The sequence below is a fragment of the Streptomyces sp. NBC_00887 genome, from assembly GCF_045207585.1.
Genome location: NZ_CP108788.1, coordinates 4,810,021 through 4,825,929, shown reverse-complemented (window position 1 = coordinate 4,825,929; position 15,909 = coordinate 4,810,021). Strand labels below are relative to the sequence as shown.

At 71.2% G+C, this 15,909-nt stretch carries 11 protein-coding genes and 1 pseudogene; 5 read left to right on the top strand and 7 right to left on the bottom strand.

The window, feature by feature from the left end:
• Positions 1 to 191: 191 nt before the first annotated feature.
• The 3 genes and pseudogenes from OG844_RS21820 to OG844_RS21810 form a co-directional block, all read right to left on the bottom strand.
• Complete coding sequence (locus OG844_RS21820) at positions 192 to 446, bottom strand: exodeoxyribonuclease VII small subunit (protein ID WP_351175068.1); 255 nt, start codon at positions 444 to 446, stop codon at positions 192 to 194.
• A 70-nt stretch (positions 447 to 516) separates the two neighbouring features.
• Entirely contained in the window at positions 517 to 1,728 is a 1,212-nt protein-coding gene (xseA, locus tag OG844_RS21815; RefSeq protein ID WP_356418789.1) for an exodeoxyribonuclease VII large subunit, read from the bottom strand.
• 98 nt (positions 1,729 to 1,826) lie between these two features.
• A pseudogene (locus OG844_RS21810) lies at positions 1,827 to 3,161 on the bottom strand (APC family permease); the annotation flags it as partial.
• Positions 3,162 to 3,247: 86 nt separating this feature from the next.
• On the opposite strand from OG844_RS21810, the gene OG844_RS21805 reads away from it, so the two are divergent.
• Together OG844_RS21805 and ppgK are read left to right on the top strand one after the other, a co-directional pair.
• Complete coding sequence (locus OG844_RS21805; RefSeq protein WP_356418795.1) at positions 3,248 to 4,237, top strand: 4-hydroxy-3-methylbut-2-enyl diphosphate reductase; 990 nt, start codon at positions 3,248 to 3,250, stop codon at positions 4,235 to 4,237.
• 75 nt (positions 4,238 to 4,312) lie between these two features.
• Positions 4,313 to 5,050, top strand: a complete 738-nt coding sequence (gene ppgK, locus OG844_RS21800; RefSeq protein WP_406392436.1) for a polyphosphate--glucose phosphotransferase — start codon at positions 4,313 to 4,315, stop codon at positions 5,048 to 5,050.
• 6 nt (positions 5,051 to 5,056) lie between these two features.
• Here the strand turns inward: ppgK and OG844_RS21795 are convergent, their stop codons facing one another.
• Positions 5,057 to 5,656, bottom strand: coding sequence for a DUF6542 domain-containing protein (locus OG844_RS21795; protein WP_406392434.1), 600 nt, complete (start codon positions 5,654 to 5,656; stop codon positions 5,057 to 5,059).
• A gap of 242 nt (positions 5,657 to 5,898) precedes the next feature.
• Here OG844_RS21795 and ychF point away from each other — a divergent pair, with 242 nt between their 5' ends.
• Positions 5,899 to 6,987 carry a redox-regulated ATPase YchF gene (gene ychF, locus OG844_RS21790; RefSeq protein WP_406392432.1) on the top strand — a complete coding sequence of 363 codons (1,089 nt, stop codon included), beginning with the start codon at positions 5,899 to 5,901 and terminating at the stop codon, positions 6,985 to 6,987.
• A 97-nt stretch (positions 6,988 to 7,084) separates the two neighbouring features.
• Here ychF and OG844_RS21785 read toward each other — a convergent pair whose 3' ends face one another.
• Together OG844_RS21785 and OG844_RS21780 are read right to left on the bottom strand one after the other, a co-directional pair.
• The gene (locus OG844_RS21785; protein WP_406392430.1) at positions 7,085 to 7,666 is read right to left on the bottom strand and encodes a Uma2 family endonuclease; all 582 of its coding nucleotides are present in this window, start codon (positions 7,664 to 7,666) and stop codon (positions 7,085 to 7,087) included.
• Positions 7,667 to 8,545: 879 nt separating this feature from the next.
• Positions 8,546 to 9,724, bottom strand: a complete 1,179-nt coding sequence (locus tag OG844_RS21780; RefSeq protein WP_406392429.1) for a hypothetical protein — start codon at positions 9,722 to 9,724, stop codon at positions 8,546 to 8,548.
• A gap of 217 nt (positions 9,725 to 9,941) precedes the next feature.
• On the opposite strand from OG844_RS21780, the gene OG844_RS21775 reads away from it, so the two are divergent.
• Entirely contained in the window at positions 9,942 to 11,624 is a 1,683-nt protein-coding gene (locus tag OG844_RS21775) for a LuxR C-terminal-related transcriptional regulator (RefSeq protein ID WP_406392427.1), read from the top strand.
• 127 nt (positions 11,625 to 11,751) lie between these two features.
• A complete protein-coding gene (locus tag OG844_RS21770; protein ID WP_406392425.1) occupies positions 11,752 to 13,146 on the top strand; it encodes an FAD-binding oxidoreductase in 1,395 nt (464 codons plus the stop codon).
• A gap of 71 nt (positions 13,147 to 13,217) precedes the next feature.
• Here the strand turns inward: OG844_RS21770 and OG844_RS21765 are convergent, their stop codons facing one another.
• Positions 13,218 to 15,863: a discoidin domain-containing protein gene (locus tag OG844_RS21765; RefSeq protein WP_406392423.1), complete on the bottom strand. Its 2,646-nt coding sequence runs from the start codon at positions 15,861 to 15,863 to the stop codon at positions 13,218 to 13,220.
• Positions 15,864 to 15,909: the final 46 nt, after the last annotated feature.

Here is a 15,909-nt window from a genome sequence, read left to right as displayed (position 1 = left end):
GTCACGTGGTCATGGGGATCACGCGGGCACGAGATCGCGCGGGCGTTCGGATCACGGACGTCACGTGGGTCGCGCGAAGCGATGTGATCACCGTAACCGGCATATTGATTAATGTTCAACTAAATCGGTCCCGGGGTGATCGACCGCACAGCGCACCGCCCGGATCGGGCGGATCCGTCGCCGCCGTCGGATCAGTCCGTGCGCTCGCCCTCCGCGGGCTCCTCCGGGCCGGCCAGCGCCGCGTCCAGCCGGGCGCGCGCGCCCTCCAGCCAGCGCCGGCACACCTTCGCCAGCTCCTCGCCGCGCTCCCACAGGGCCAGCGACTCCTCCAGCGTCGTGCCGCCCGCCTCCAGGCGGCGCACGACCTCGATCAGCTCGTCCCGTGCTTGCTCGTACCCGAGCGTGCCGGTCGCCGCAGCCGCAGTCGTCGTCCCGTCGTCCGTCATGCGTTCACCCTATTCGTGAGCTGTGACATCAAGGGCCCGGCCACCGGCCCGCCACCCGGCCTCCGGCGCGTCACTCGGCCACCCGCACCGTGAACTCGCCCTCCGACACCCGTGCCCGCAGCTCCTCGCCCGGCGCCCCGGCGTCCGACGGGGAGCGCACCACATGTCCGTCCGGCCGCTGCAGCACCGCATACCCCCGCTCCAGCGTCGCCGCGGGTGACAGCGCGACCACCCGCGCCCGGGTGTGCGCGAGCTCCGAGTCGGCCCGGTCCAGCAGATGGCCCAGCACCCGGCGGCTCCGCCCGGCCAGCGCGTCGATCTCCGCCGCCCGCTCGTCCACCATCCGCTGCGGGCGTTCCATGGCCGACCGGCCCAGCGCGTGCGCCAGTCCCCGCTCCTCCCGGTCGAGCAGTCCCCGTACGGTCCGCAGCGCCCGGTCCCGGAGCTGCTGCACCCGGTCGAGCTCCTCGCCCACGTCGGGGACGACCTTCTTGGCCGCGTCGGTCGGTGTCGACGCCCGCAGGTCCGCGACCAGGTCGAGCAGGGGGGAGTCCGGCTCGTGCCCGATGGCCGACACCACCGGCGTACGGCACGCTGCCACCGCGCGGATGAGCTGCTCGTCGGAGAACGGCAGGAGGTCCTCCACGCTGCCGCCGCCGCGCGCGACGACGATCACGTCGACCTCGGCCAGCTCGTCGAGCTCCTTCACCGCCTGGACGACCTGGTTCACGGCGTGCACTCCCTGTACGGCGGTGTTGCGCACCTCGAAGCGCACCGCGGGCCAGCGGCGCCGCGCGTTCTCCAGGACATCGCGCTCGGCCGCCGACGCCCTTCCGCAGACCAGGCCGATCAGCTGTGGCAGGAACGGCAGGGGCTTCTTGCGGTCCAGTGCGAACAGGCCCTCGGCGGCCAGCGACTTCTTCAGCTGCTCCAGCCGCACCAGCAGCTCGCCGATGCCCACCGGCCGTATCTCCGTGGCCCGCAGGGACAGCTGCCCGCGCGGCGCGTACCACTCGGGCTTGGCGAGGACGACGACCCGCGCGCCCTCCGTCACCACATCGGCGATCCGGTCGAACACCTGGCGGAAGCACGTCACGCTCACCGAGATGTCGTGCGACGGGTCACGCAGTGTCAGAAAGACGACGCCGGCGCCGGGCCGCCGCGACAGTTGGGTGATCTGCCCCTCGACCCAGACCGCGCCGAGCCGGTCGATCCACCCCCCGATGAGCCGTGACACGTCGCCGACGGGCAGCGGAGCTTCCGGGGACGTAGTGAGAGCCATGCGGCGAGCGTATCGGCCGGGACGGACATCGACGGGGGAACCCGGCCGGGCTCCCGGCCCTCAGGGCGCCGCCCGCCCCACCGCGCTCCTCAGACCGCCCGCCGCCCCCACTGGGCCCCGAGCACCACCAGGCCGATGCCCAGCCAGCACAGCCCGACCAACTGGGCGCTCGTCGTCGCCTCCAGGATCACCGCGATCAGCACACCGGCGCCCACCACCGGCAGCAGCACATGACGCCACCAGTTCGGCGGGCCCTCCATCCGGCGTACCGCGAACCAGCCCACCACCGACGCGTGCAGCAGGACGAACGCCGTGAGGGCACCCACGTTCACCACCGACACCAGGTGGTCGAGCCCGTCGTCGCGCCGGGCCGCCCACACCGCCGCCACCAGCGTCACGACCGCGGTGCCCCCGATCGCGACGCGCGGTACCCCGGACCCGCCGTCGACCCGGGCGAGGAACGACGGCAGCCGGTGCTCCCGGGCCATGGCGAACACCAGCCGCCCGGCCGCGGCCTGCCCGGCCAGCGCAGCGAAGGCCGCCCCGATGGCCTTGCTCACGGCCACCAGATCGTGCAGCCACGTCCCGACCGAGGCGTCCACCGCGTCGTAGAACGCCGACCCCTGCATCACCGGGTTCGCCGCCAGTTCCGCCGAGCTCACGGGCTCCAGCAGCGCCGCCAGGTACGACTGGACCACGAACAGCACCCCGGCGAGGACGAGACAGAACAGCACCGCCCGCGCCACCTTCGCCGAACCCCCCGTCACCTCCTCCGCGAACGAGGCGATCGCGTCGAAGCCCAGATACGAGAGCACCGCGACGGACACCGCCCCCAGCACCGCCGTCATCGAGAAGCCGGAGTCCCCGGTGAACGGCGTCAGCCAGCCGCGCTGTGCCCCGTCCCTGGCCAGCACCACCACCGCGGACACCATGAACACCAGCAGCACCACGATTTCCATGGCGAGCACGGCGAAGCCCACCCGGGCGGCCGCCCGCACGCCCCAAAGGTTGAGCAGCGTGGTCACGGCCACCGCGATCGCCGTCCACACCCACCGCGACACATCCGGGACCAGCGCGTTCATCGCGATCCCGGAGAAGAGGTAGGCGACCGCCGGAATGAGCAGGTAGTCGAGCATCGCCATCCAGCCCGCGATGAAACCCGGCGCTTCCCCGAGCCCCTTGCGGGCGTACGCGAAGACCGAACCCGCCAGCGGTGCCACGCGCACCATCTGGGCGTAACTGAAGGCGGTGAAGGCCATCACGACAGTCGCCACGACATAGACCAGCGCGACGGCGCCGTCGGACTTCGCGTCGAGCGTGCCGAACACGCCGACCGGCGCCATGGGGGCGATGAACAGCAGCCCGTAGACCACCAGGTCCCGGAAGCCGAGCGTGCGTCGCAGCCTTCCGCCGTCCGCGCTGCTGCCCGCCATCAGTCCTCCGTCGTCCGCCTGCCCGCCGCACAGGGCTTCAGTCTCCCGACCCCGCAGAGCCCGCGCCTGTTCGGTACGGCCTTACGATGGGACGCATGACTGCTACTCCTGCCCGCCGTGTCCTTCTCGCCGCGCCCCGTGGCTACTGCGCGGGCGTGGACCGTGCCGTGATCGCCGTCGAGAAGGCCCTGGAGCAGTACGGGGCCCCGATCTACGTCCGGCACGAGATCGTGCACAACAAGTACGTCGTGCAGACCCTGGAGAAGAAGGGCGCGATCTTCGTCGACGTCACCGCGGAGGTCCCCGAGGGCTCCATCGTGATGTTCTCCGCCCACGGCGTCGCGCCGACCGTCCACGCGGAGGCCGCCGAGCGCAAGCTCGCCACCATCGACGCGACCTGCCCGCTCGTCACCAAGGTCCACAAGGAAGCCGTCCGCTTCGCCAAGGAGGACTACGACATCCTCCTGATCGGCCACGAGGGCCACGAGGAAGTCATCGGCACGAGCGGTGAGGCCCCCGACCACATCACGCTGGTCGACGGCCCCGAGGACGTCGCGGGCGTCTCCGTACGCGACGAGTCGAAGGTCGTCTGGCTCTCCCAGACCACGCTCTCCGTGGACGAGACGATGGAGACGGTGGACGCGCTCAAGGAGAAGTTCCCGAAGCTGATCTCCCCGCCCAGCGACGACATCTGCTACGCCACGCAGAACCGTCAGATCGCGGTGAAGAAGCTGGCCGAGGACGCGGAACTGGTCATCGTCGTCGGCTCCAAGAACTCGTCGAACTCGATCCGCATGGTCGAGGTCGCCCTGGACGCCGGCGCGCCCGCCGCACACCTGGTGGACTTCGCCGACGAGATCGACGAGAGCTGGCTGGAGGGCGTCAGCACGGTCGGCCTCACCTCGGGCGCCTCGGTCCCCGACGTCCTGGTCGACGGGGTGCTGGAGTGGCTGGCCGAGCGGGGTTACGGCGACGTGGAGACGGTGAAGACCGCGGACGAGTCGATCACCTTCTCCCTTCCCAAGGAGCTCCGCAGGGACCTGCGCGCCGAGGCGGCCGCACTCTCCGCCGAGTAACGGGAACGCACCCCGCGTGGCACGGATCCCCTCCCCGGGGAGTGATCCGTGCCACCTGCCCGTACCGTGGATTCCATGGAGATCTTCGGTGTGGACATCGGCGGGTCAGGGATCAAGGGTGCTCCCGTGGACCTGGACCGCGGAGAGCTGGCGCAGGAGCGCCACAAAGTACTGACACCGCATCCGGCCACGCCCGCGAGCGTGGCCGACGGTGTGGCCGAGGTCGTCGGCCACTTCGACTGGAAGGGCCCGGTCGGCATCACGTTCCCCGGGGTGGTCACGGGCGGCATCACCCGTACCGCGGCCAACGTGGACAAGGACTGGATCGACACGGACGCCCGTGCGCTGCTCAGCGGCCGCATCGGGCAGCCGGTCACGATCCTCAACGACGCCGACGCGGCCGGAATCGCCGAGATGACGTTCGGCGCGGGTCGCGGCCGCAAGGGCACCGTGATCATGCTGACCCTGGGTACGGGAATCGGCAGCGCCCTCTTCACCGGCGGACAGCTGGTCCCCAACACCGAGCTCGGCCACCTGGAGCTGCACGGGCACGAAGCGGAGAAGCGCGCCTCCACGAAGGCCAAGGAGGACGAGGACCTGAGCTGGCCCCACTGGGCACACCGGGTGCAGAAGTACCTGGTCCACGTGGAGATGCTGTTCTCGCCCGAGCTCTTCATCATCGGCGGGGGAGTCAGCCGCAAGGCGGAGAAGTTCCTCCCCCTCATCGAACACGTACGGGCCGAGGTGGTTCCGGCCGAGCTGCAGAACAACGCGGGCATCGTGGGCGCGGCCATGGCGGCCGCAGGGAACTGACCAGGGCTACGGACGGGGGCGGCGCGCACCCTGACCGGACCTGGCCAGGTGCCGCTGCCGCTCCCGCATGTGCCGGATCTTCCGAACGGTCGCGATGATCCCGGCGACGAGCGTGCCGCCGTACAGCCAGCCCGCATGGACGGCGAGCGCGGTGACGACGGCCATCGTCTGCCCGCCGAAGCCGCCCGTTCCGCCGGCGACCGGGATCACGCCGACGGCGAAGGCGATGGGCACACTGATCGGCGCCGTGACCAGGTCGGCGGGTCGCACCCAGAGCGCGGTCAGCGCGCTGACGGGCAGGAACAGCACCCCGTACACGATCTCCGAGCTGCCGAGGAGCAACCGGTCCAGGCAGGCCAGCAGGAACATGACCAGGGCCGCGAAGAGCCCGGCGCCGATGCCGGTCAGCCGGGGGTTGGGGAACCTGCGCAGCGCGAGCACCACGGGTGCGACGGTGCGGGGCCTGGGCGCCGGCCCCGGTGCGACCGCCACTCCCACGCCTGCCGGTACCGGACAGGCCGCGGCCTCGCCGAGGCCGCCCGGCGGGGACAGCGGGGCCGGCTGGGGCTGCCTGCGCTGCGGGGTACGTGTCCTGTGCTGCTCCACCTGGACAACCTAGGTCGCGGCGCGGGTCCTTTCGGGCGTTGGACACGCGCTTTGGCCGACCTTGGCCCTGCGTTCGATACCGCACGGCCGAAACCTGCCCCGTCCGGCCGCGCACCCGCCCCGCCCCGGACCCGTGACCGGCCGCCCCGCCCCGCCCGTAAACTGGAGAATCGGTCCACACCGGGCCCGCCCTCCACAGCCCCTCAGCTCACTCATCGTCCTCACCTCAGGAAGTCGCCAAAGTGTCGCTCACGATCGGAATCGTCGGCCTGCCGAATGTCGGCAAGTCGACCCTGTTCAACGCCCTGACCAAGAACGACGTGCTGGCGGCCAACTACCCGTTCGCCACCATCGAGCCGAACGTCGGAGTCGTGGGCGTCCCCGACCCGCGCCTGCACACGCTCGCCGAGATCTTCGGCTCGCAGAAGCTGCTCCCCGCCACCGTCGACTTCGTCGACATCGCGGGCATCGTGCGCGGCGCGAGCGAGGGTGAGGGCCTGGGCAACAAGTTCCTCGCGAACATCCGCGAGTCCGATGCGATCTGCCAGGTCATCCGTGCCTTCAAGGACGAGAACGTCGTCCACGTCGACGGCAAGGTCTCGCCCAAGGACGACATCGAGACGATCAACACCGAGCTGATCCTGGCCGACCTCCAGTCCGTCGAGAAGGCCGTCCCGCGCCTGACGAAGGAGGCCCGCCTCCAGAAGGAGAAGGTCGCCGTCCTCGCCGCGGTCGAGGAGGCCCAGAAGATCCTCGAGGCGGGCGACACGCTCTTCTCCGTGGGCATCACCGCGGGCACGGAGAAGGGGCAGCTCCTGCACGAGCTGCACCTGCTCACGACGAAGCCATTCCTGTACGTCTTCAACGTCGACGAGGACGAGCTGGTCGACGAGGACTTCAAGAACGAGCAGCGCGCCCTCGTCGCCCCGGCCGAGGCCATCTTCCTCAACGCCAAGATCGAGTCCGAGCTGATCGAGCTCGACGACGACGAGGCGCTCGAGCTCCTCCAGTCCATGGGCCAGGAGGAGCCCGGCCTGGCGACCCTCGGCCGCGTCGGTTTCGACACGCTGGGCCTGCAGACCTACCTCACGGCAGGCCCCAAGGAGACCCGCGCCTGGACGATCAAGAAGGGCGCCACGGCTCCCGAGGCGGCCGGTGTGATCCACACCGACTTCCAGAAGGGCTTCATCAAGGCGGAGATCATCTCCTTCGACGACCTGGTCGAGACGGGCTCGGTCGCCGAGGCCCGCGCCAAGGGCAAGGCCCGCATGGAGGGCAAGGACTACGTCATGCAGGACGGCGACGTGGTGGAGTTCCGCTTCAACGTGTAGTCGCACCGTTGCTGCACGTTAGCAGCGTCAAAGGGGCAGGTCGGAAGGGGGTCGGACTCTGGAGAGTCCGACCCCTTCCGCATTCCCGTGCTGACTTTCAGCTGCTTCGGGGAGGCACGAGCTTGTCGAGGTCTAGGCTGACCTCGAAGGGCACGGGGCGCTGGAGGGTGCCTCGGAAGATCCCGGCGGGCGCGTATGCGCCGGTGGGTTCGTCGAGCTCGTAGACGTGGACGACGGGCGCCCCGCCTTCGTCCTCGATGCACCAGTAGTGCGGGATGTCGGCCTCCGCGTACTTCCGGAGCTTTACTGTGCGATCGCGATGGGCGGACTCGGGGGAGACGACCTCGATGACGAGCTGGACGTCCTTTGGTGCGAACCAGGTGCGGTCGCCGTCGAAGTCGGTCGTCGTCACCAGCAGGTCCGGTTCGGGACGGTTGCGCGGGTCGAGCTTGATGGTCATCTCGCGGCCGACTCTGGTGTCGGCGGGCGCCTGCTCCATGAGTGCGACCGTGAGCATGGTGACGAGGTGGCCATGCCACCACCTCTGGGGCGACATCATGAAGACGAGGGCTCCGTCGATCAGCTCGGTGTGGCGGGGCGCCTCGGGGAGGCGGTCGAGGTCCTCCGCGAACCAGCCCTCCGCGCGCGGCGGGCGCATCCAGTCGGGCAGTGCGGTCATGTCTTCACGGTAGCGGCCTGAAGCTCAGGCTGGAGAGCCAACGATCTCGGCCGGATGGTTTTCGGGAACTTTCCACGCTGACCACCGTGGCGATCTGAACCGCTGAGTCGCTCATGACCCGGATGCTAGGCAGGTGGCTCGGCTCTCGTCTTCTCCACGACGGCCGCGTTTTGGGCTCTCGTCCACAACCGGCGTCAGGCGAGGGCGGTTGCCCAGGCCGACGCCCTCACGGAGAAGGCTCAACGGGAGCAGGCGGAACCGTACGTCATCGTCGACATCAGGCCCCGCATCCCTGGTTCGTCATTGCTTGTGCTGGTGATCGAGAACATCGGCCAGACGTTGGCCCGCAACGCACGCATCTCGGTGAGTCCTCCGCTCCAGACCACCCTGGGGGCCGAGCGGGCCGAGACCCTCGACCGTGCTGTTGGTCGGCGCATCGCGACCCTTCCCCCAAGCGCCGCATCCCCTTCGTCATGGATGTGGGCCATCAACTGTTCTCCTCGGAGCTGCCCAAGGTCTACGAGTTCCGGGTGGAGCCGGACGGACCCTTCGGTCGCGTGGACCCGCTCACCAGCTCGGTGTAGTCCGCCGTCGAGCAGATCCCCATGGAGCCGCTGGGTGATGGAGGTGCTCTCACGTGATGGATGACGTTCTCCCGTGCTGATTCTGTCCTGACTTGGCCCGCCCTGAATCACGTTTACGCAGGTCAGAGCTCTATATGACACGTTCCGCATCAACGTGTGATCGGTCCGTTACTGCGGGCCAAGGGCGTTTCGTCAGGTTCGCAGGTGGCAACGGGTCGGCTCCTCCGGGAGTCGACCCCTTGCCGTTTGCCGCGCCGTTCCCCTGCGGGAGGGGAGCCGGATGTCTGGCGCACCGTCATCTGGGGCGGTCGGTAGGCAGTTCGAGCATCGGCTCGAAGGCGGAGTCCTCCTCGTCGGGAACGTAGGGGAGGAAGCCGTCGGGGACGGTGCGGGCAGCGGTGGCTATGAGGCGGTCGAGGACTTCCTGTTCCGTGGCCGGGGGGAGACCCAGGGCGGCCAGGAGGCGCTCGCAGGCCGCGGGGTGGTCAGGGTGGTCGTCGAGGTGGTCGGAGCTGAGGGCCGGGGGCCGGAAGCCGGCCAGGGCGTCGTGCCAGGACGGAAGGGCGACCACGAGGGTCAGGACATCGGCGAGGGACTCGCCTATCAGGGTGGCCCGGCCCTCCGAGTCGGTATAGAGCACCGGGCGGGGGCCGCCGGGGGCGGCCGGGCCGCAGAGGTAGTGGGTGCCGCCCGCGTTGCAGCCGGCGACGGGCTCGACCGGGAGGCCGTTGGGCAGGGCGATCGGCTCGATCGGGTCGGTGCGGGCGAGGTCGAACTCTCCGTCGCAGGCCAGGTAGGAGGCGGCCTCGGGATGGGCGGCGATCCTTTCGAGAAGGGCGTCGTCCGAGAGGGCGGCCGGGTTGAGGGCCGCGGCGATCGCGGGGGTGAGCGGACGTCCGGACAGGACGTGGCGGACGGCGTCGAGAGGCACGGGGCGCTCGTAGTAGTCCTCGAAGTGCGCCCGGACGGCTTCGGGGGAGCGGTCGGCGAGGAGGTGGAAGAGGTAGCCGGAGCCGTCGGGGTCCTCGCTGCCGGGCGGGAAGGCGATGGACGAGCCCGTGCGCCAGGTTGTGTCGTCGCTCTCCCGCCACAGGCAGGCGGTGACGTGAGGGGCGTCGATGTCGTCGTCCCGGAAGGCCGGTTCGTCCAGGAGCGGGCGCAGCGCGGCGGGTACGTCGTCGATGACACCGGGCCAGACCTGCTCGTCACCCGCCCCGTACGGGCTCATCCTCGACTCGTGGGCGAACCCGCGTATGAGCGTGCCGGCCGGGGTGAAGAGGACCGAGAAATCGTCCCCCGAGCCGTTGTCCATCAAGGCTGCCTCTTCGCCGGGGCCCCAGGTGGTGCTGAAGGTGTAGTAACAGAACTGTGGATCGTCGCAGATCGTGGCCTCCAGGACAGCCAACGCACGCAGGTGGGCGCGGAGTTCGGCGGGGTCGGGGAGGAGGGCGGCGATCTCGTGCACGGTACTCATGGCGTCATGGAAGCAGTCACCACCGACAACCCGGCGCAGCCGGACGGCCCCGAGGGATCGGGAGAGGCCATCACCCGGTGGTGATCGGCGAGTTCGCTGATGATCCCTTCGACATCGCACCTGGGGCTTACGCGCCGTCCGGCGCGACCTGGTCCTTCGCTTCTATCCTGGTGAGGAGGGCGGACGGGCTCGCAGCGAGCGCGAAGGGAGCTGCCCCATGACCGAGCGGATCAGCGACCCCTGGCGGACCTCGGCCGGGCCGGAGAGCCGTCAGGCTCTCGAACGGGCCAGGGAGGCCGTCTCCCGCGAGGCGTGGGGCGATGCCTACCAGGTGATGCACCGCATCGACCCGGACCTCCTGGACGCCGACGATCTCGTTGCTCTTGCCGACGCGGCCTGGTGGACCAGCCGCGTCGACGAGTCCGTGGCGGTGCGGACGAAGGCGTACTCCGCCTACGCGGACAGGGGCGAGTCCCGGCAGGCCGGTCACTGTGCGTGGATGCTCTTCTACGAGCACCAGCAGGCCGGACGGAATGCCGCGGCCGCCGGCTGGCTGCACCGTGCGCGGCAGCGGCTCGCGGGTGAACCCGAGTGTGTCGAGCAGTGCTACCTGGCGTGGGCCGATTCCGAGGAGGCGCAGAACCGCGGTGCCTTCGGTGAAGCCATGGACCATGCCTGCCGGATGGCCGCCATCGCGCGGCGCTGCGGCAGTGCGGACCTCCTGGCCCTGAGCACCGAGGCCGAAGCGGGTGTGCTGCTGGCCGAGGGGCGGGTCGCCGAGGGGATCGAGCGGCTCGACGACGTGATGTGCGCGGTCGCGGCGGGCGAGCTCAGCGCCTTCTTCACCGGTTGGATCTTCTGTCTCGGGCTCCAGCAGTGCATGGCCAGCGCCGACCTCGACCGGGCCGCCGAGTGGACCGACGCGGCCATGGCCTGGTGCGCCGCGATGCCCGAGGAGAACAACTTCCGCGGTCTGTGCCGGGTGCACCGGGTGGAGGTGCTCGAGCTGCGCGGCTCCTGGTCGCAGGCCGCCACCGAGGCGGCCCTGACCTGCAAGGAGCTGTTGCCGTACGAGGCGCAGGCGGCCGCCGAGGCGGTGTATCTCGAGGGTGAGATCCAGCGCAGGCGCGGTGACAGGGCTGCCGCCGGGCGCTCGTACGCCCGTGCACGCGAACTCGGCCGTGACCCGCAGCCGGGCCTCGCCCTGCTCCTCCTCGCCCAGGGCAGGTCCGACGCCTCGGAAGCCGCTCTGCGGGTCGCGATCGCCGCCGACGGAGGCCGGCACCGCGGCCGGCTGTTCGCAGCCCAGGTCGAGATCCTCCTCGCCCTCGGCCGGGTCGACGAGGCCCGCGCGGTGGCGGACGAGCTGGAGGCCGCCGCGCGCGAGTGGCAGCTGCGGCGGGAGTCCGATCGCACTCCGCCGCACGCGACCGCGGCGTGGGCGGGCGGCGCCGTCGCCTTCGCCGAGCACGACCTGCGGCGCGCGTTTCCGCTGCTGCACCGGGCGCTGGCGCTCTGGCTCGACCTGGGGGTCCCGTACGAGGCCGCGCAGACCCGGATGACCCTGGCCGCCGCCGACCGGGCGGCGGGGGACGACGAGAGCGCGCGTCTCGAGCTGCGTGCCGCCCATGCGGCCTTCGAGGCGCTGGGGGCGGTACCCGACGCACGCAGGGCGGCGGCCCTGCTCCGGCTCCCGGGCGAGCTCACCGGGCGGGAGGTCGAGGTGCTCAGGCTGGTCGCCGACGGACGTACCAACCGGGCCGTCGCCGCCGAGCTCACCATCAGCGAGCACACCGTCGCCCGGCACCTCAACAACATCTTCGCCAAGATCGACGTGTCCTCGCGGGCCGCTGCCACCGCCTACGCGTACACACACGGCCTGGTGGCACCCCGCGCATAGGCCGTTCCGCCCATGGCGCACTCCGACGGAATGGGCAGTTCCGACGATGAACGCGAGGCGCTTCCGGACTACAACGGAAGTACCGAGCTCAACTCGTACAGCCGAGGACAGGAGAGCGGTGGCGGTCATGACCACCTATGCAGGAACTCTGGTCGGCGCAGCCGCCGAGCGGCTGGGGGAGGCCGTGCACGGCGACATCGTCCAGCCGGGCGAACCCGGCTACGACGAGGCCCGCACGGTCTACAACGCGATGATCGACAAGAGACCCGCGGCCGTCGTCCGGGCCGCCGACGCGGGGGATGTCATCGCCACGGTGAACCTGGCCCGGGAGCAGAACCTGGCCCTGGCGGTACGGGGCGGCGCCCACAGCGTGTCCGGCTACGGAACCTGCGACGACGGGGTCGTCCTGGACCTCTCGGGGATGCGCGGAGTCCGGGTCGACCCCACCACGCGCACCGCGTGGGCGGAGGGTGGCTGCACCTGGGCGGACGTCAACCACGCCACGCACGCCTTCGGCCTGGCCACCACCGGGGGAGTGGTCTCCAGCACCGGCATCGGCGGGCTCACCACCGGCGGCGGCATGGGCCATCTGGCCAGGAGCTGCGGGCTGGTCTGCGACAACCTCGTCGCGGCCGACGTGGTCGTGGCCGACGGATCCTTCCTGACCTGTACGGGGGAGCCGGACGACGGGAACGCGGACCTCTTCTGGGCCCTGCGGGGAGGCGGAGGCAACTTCGGCGTCGTCACGTCCTTCGCCTACCGGCTGCACCCCGTGGCCGACATCCTGGGCGGCCCGACGTTCTACCCGCTCGACGGCGGCGTACTGCGGCGGTACCGGGAGCTGGTCGCCGAGTCCGACGAGCGGCTCGGAGCACTGCTGGTCATCGGGCTCGGCCCGCCGCTCCCGTTCCTGCCCGAGCGCCGGCACGGGCGGCCGCTGTGCGGTGTCGTCGCCTGCTGGGCCGGGCCCGAGGCGCAGGACGACGAGATACGCGCCCGCCTCGCCGGCCTCGGCCCGGTTATCGGGCAGCATGTCGGGCGCATGCCGTACCCGGTGATCAACACCCTCTTCGACGAGCTGCTCCCCGCAGGGCTCTTCCACTACTGGAAGGGCACGTTCAGCGAGGGGCTGCCGGACGGGGCCATCGACGCGTACGTCGAGTACGGCGCCGAATCCCCTTCCATCCAGAGCTCGACCGTCGTGTTCCCCATCGACGGCGCCTGCCACCGGGTCGCACCCGAGTCAACCGCGTTCGCCTACCGCGACGCGGACTTCTCGACCGCGCTCAGCCCCACCCTCCCCACACGCGACGAATGCGTGGCCAACATGGACTGGGTACGCCGTTTCGCAGAGGCGCTGCGACCCCACTCGATGGAGGGCGCGTACGTCAACTTCATGGGAGAGGACGACCAGGACCGGGTCCGGGCCAACTACCGGCAGAACTACGACCGGCTGACGACGGTCAAGCGGCGGTACGACCCCTCCAACCTGTTCCGTCTGAACCACAACATCGCCCCGTGACCCGGACCGGTTGAACGGGCTAGGTCAGGCTCCGGGTAAAGGGCCCGCTGCCGACGCCGGCGCGGCCGCGTTCACCGGCCGCGGACCACCAGTTCGCGCACGCCCGCCGGCTTCTCCGCGTCCGCCGAGCGCACCGTCACCCGCACCTGCCGGGCGGGGTCCCCGGACCGGTACGGCCGCCAGGTCCGGCCGTCGAGCGAGGTCTCCAGGGTGTGGGAGGCGGGAGCGGTGTCGGACCACCGGGGGGTGACAGAGGTGACCCGCAGGACCCTGCGCAGGTCCACGGTCAGGGTTCCCGTCGCGCCGTCGGGGGACCACGCCGTCGACGGGCTGCCGTCCACCGCCGCGGCGGCGTACAGGCCGGGGGTCTCGGACGTGGCTGTCGCGGGGCGGCATCGCGCCGCGTCGGCCGTCACGGCGAGGTCGGGACGGCGGGTGGGGAGGGTGAGCGTGGTGGAGAGGCGGCGCGGGCCCGACGGGGTGTGGACCGTGAAGGGGGCGCCGTCCGTCAGCCGGACCGTGGTGCGGCGCGGGCCGATCGAGATGTCGTACGTACGGCCCCGGTAGCGCAGCCCCGTCAGTTCCACGCCCTCGCGGAGCTGGGGCGGCAGGAGCGGGTTGAGCCGTACGCCGTCCTCGCGCAGCCGCAGGCCCGTCAGGCCGTGGGTGAAGACCTGGAGGAAGCCGCCCTTGCCGGTGAGGAAGTCCTCGGCGGGGAAGCCGGAGAGCGGGTCCTCGGCGCCGGACTTCTCGCCGCGCGCCTCGGAGAAGAGGTTGAAGGGGCCGCGCACGAAGGGGCGTACGGCACGTTGGAGATACGTGTACGTGGCGCAGCCGGGTTCCCCGATCGCGGCTGCGTCGATCGCGTGCACCGAGTCCGTCATCGCGGGGCCGTCCGGATCGGTGCGCGCGGCGTAGTAGTCGAGCGTCGCGGCGGCGGCGCCTTCCTCCATGGGCCATTCGAGCGGGTAGACGAGCAGCACGGTGTCGGCCTGCTTGATGGTCGAACCGTTGTACCCGGCGTACTGGAGGAACAGCTTCCGCTCGGCGTCGTACGGGATGCGGAGCCCGTCGGCGACCCGGGTCCAGCCCGCGGGCGCCGGGTGGCCGAGGAGCTGGGCGGCGCGGGTGGCGTTGCGCAGTGCGGTGGCGGCGACGGCGTTGGTGAAGACCCCGTCGGTGACGCCGTTGCTGTACTCGTCGGGGCCCGCGACGTTCTTCACGGAGTAGCTGCCGTCGCTGTTCGCCGTGGCGCGCGACTGCCAGAACTCGGCGATGCCCTGAAGGAGCGGCCAGCCCCGGGTCCCGAGCCAGGTCCGGTCGCCGGTGGCCAGGTAGTACTGCCGGACGGCGAGGGATACGTCGCCCTGGAGGTGGTTCTGGGTGAGGCAGTGCGGCGGGTCCCAGCTCTGGCACTCGGTGTCGAGCCGGCCCCTGCTCGCGCTCGTCCACGGGTAGAACAGGCCGCGGTGGCCCAGCTTCTCGGCGTTGGCGCGGGCGGCACCTCTGGTGCGGTAGCGGTACTCGACCACGGGGCGGGCCAGTTCGGGGCGGGTGGCGAGCAGCCCCGGGTACATCCACGTCTCCGCGTCCCAGAACACCATGCCCGCGTAGTTGTCGCTGGTCAGCCCCGCCGGGGCGACGCTGTCCGAGGAACCGGCACGGGTGTTGGCGAGCAGGCCGTACTGCGCGGCACGCAGCCAGGCCTGCAGATCCGGGCTGCCCGGGACGGCGATGTCGGCGGCCCAGGCGTTCCGCCAGGCGGCCGCGTTGTCGGCGAGGACTCCGGACCAGCCGCGCCGGGCGGCGCGCCGTGAGGCTTCGCGCGCGGAGGCGAGCGGCGTGCGGGAGGTGAGGGCGGTGTCGATGCCCACGTACTTCTCGAAGGTGTACGAGCGGCCCGCCTCGACCCGGGTGGTCCGGGTGCCGTTGCCGGAGCCCGTCTGGACGATCGCCCCCGTCGTGCCCGTACCGAGTGTGCGGAACGTGCCGTCGTCCGCGACCGTGACCCGGCGCGCCCCGCGCGCGTCCAGGCGTCCCGTGACCGTCGCCGTACCGCTCCAGTGCGGGGTCATCCGCAGGCGTACGGCCCCGGTGTGCACGTCGGAGCGGTCCGTCATCACCTCGTACGTCAGATCGGTCTTCCGGCCGTCGGCGGTGGTCCAGCGCAGCGACGTCACCACGACACCGCAGCGCAGGAAGGCGGTCTGCCGGTACCGCGAGACGCGGCCGGCGGGCGTGCCGGTCCCGAAGGTCTCCGTACCGACGCGCACGTCGAGGGTGGTCCAGCTCGGCAGGGCGGCGATCACCTCGCGGCCCTCGGCGAGGCCCTTGTCGCGGGCGTAGAGCCCGGAGACGAAGGCACCGTCGTACCGTGGTGCGTAGAGGGGCCAGCCCGTCTTCCCGCCCGTCGCCGCGTATCCGGTGCCCGTGGCGGGGACCCGGTGGCCCAGATAGCCGTTGCCGACGTAGGGGTCGTATCCTGCGGCTTCGCCGAAGGCGGTGGACGTCGGCGCCCAGGAGGCGTCGTCGGAGGCGGCGGACCTGCCGGGTGCGTCCCGGGCGGTCGCGTGGCCCGTCCGCCCGCACGAGGCGGGCAGTGGTGCCGTCGCGGGTACGGCGGCCCTCGTGCCGGTCGCGTGGGAGAGCGGCGGCAGGGGGACGATCAGTGCGCCCGCCACCAAGGATGTGAGAACAGAGATGCGCGTGAGGCTCACCGTACGAAGGTAGGCAGGGCTGCGGCGCGGGTACGGCTGCGGCGCG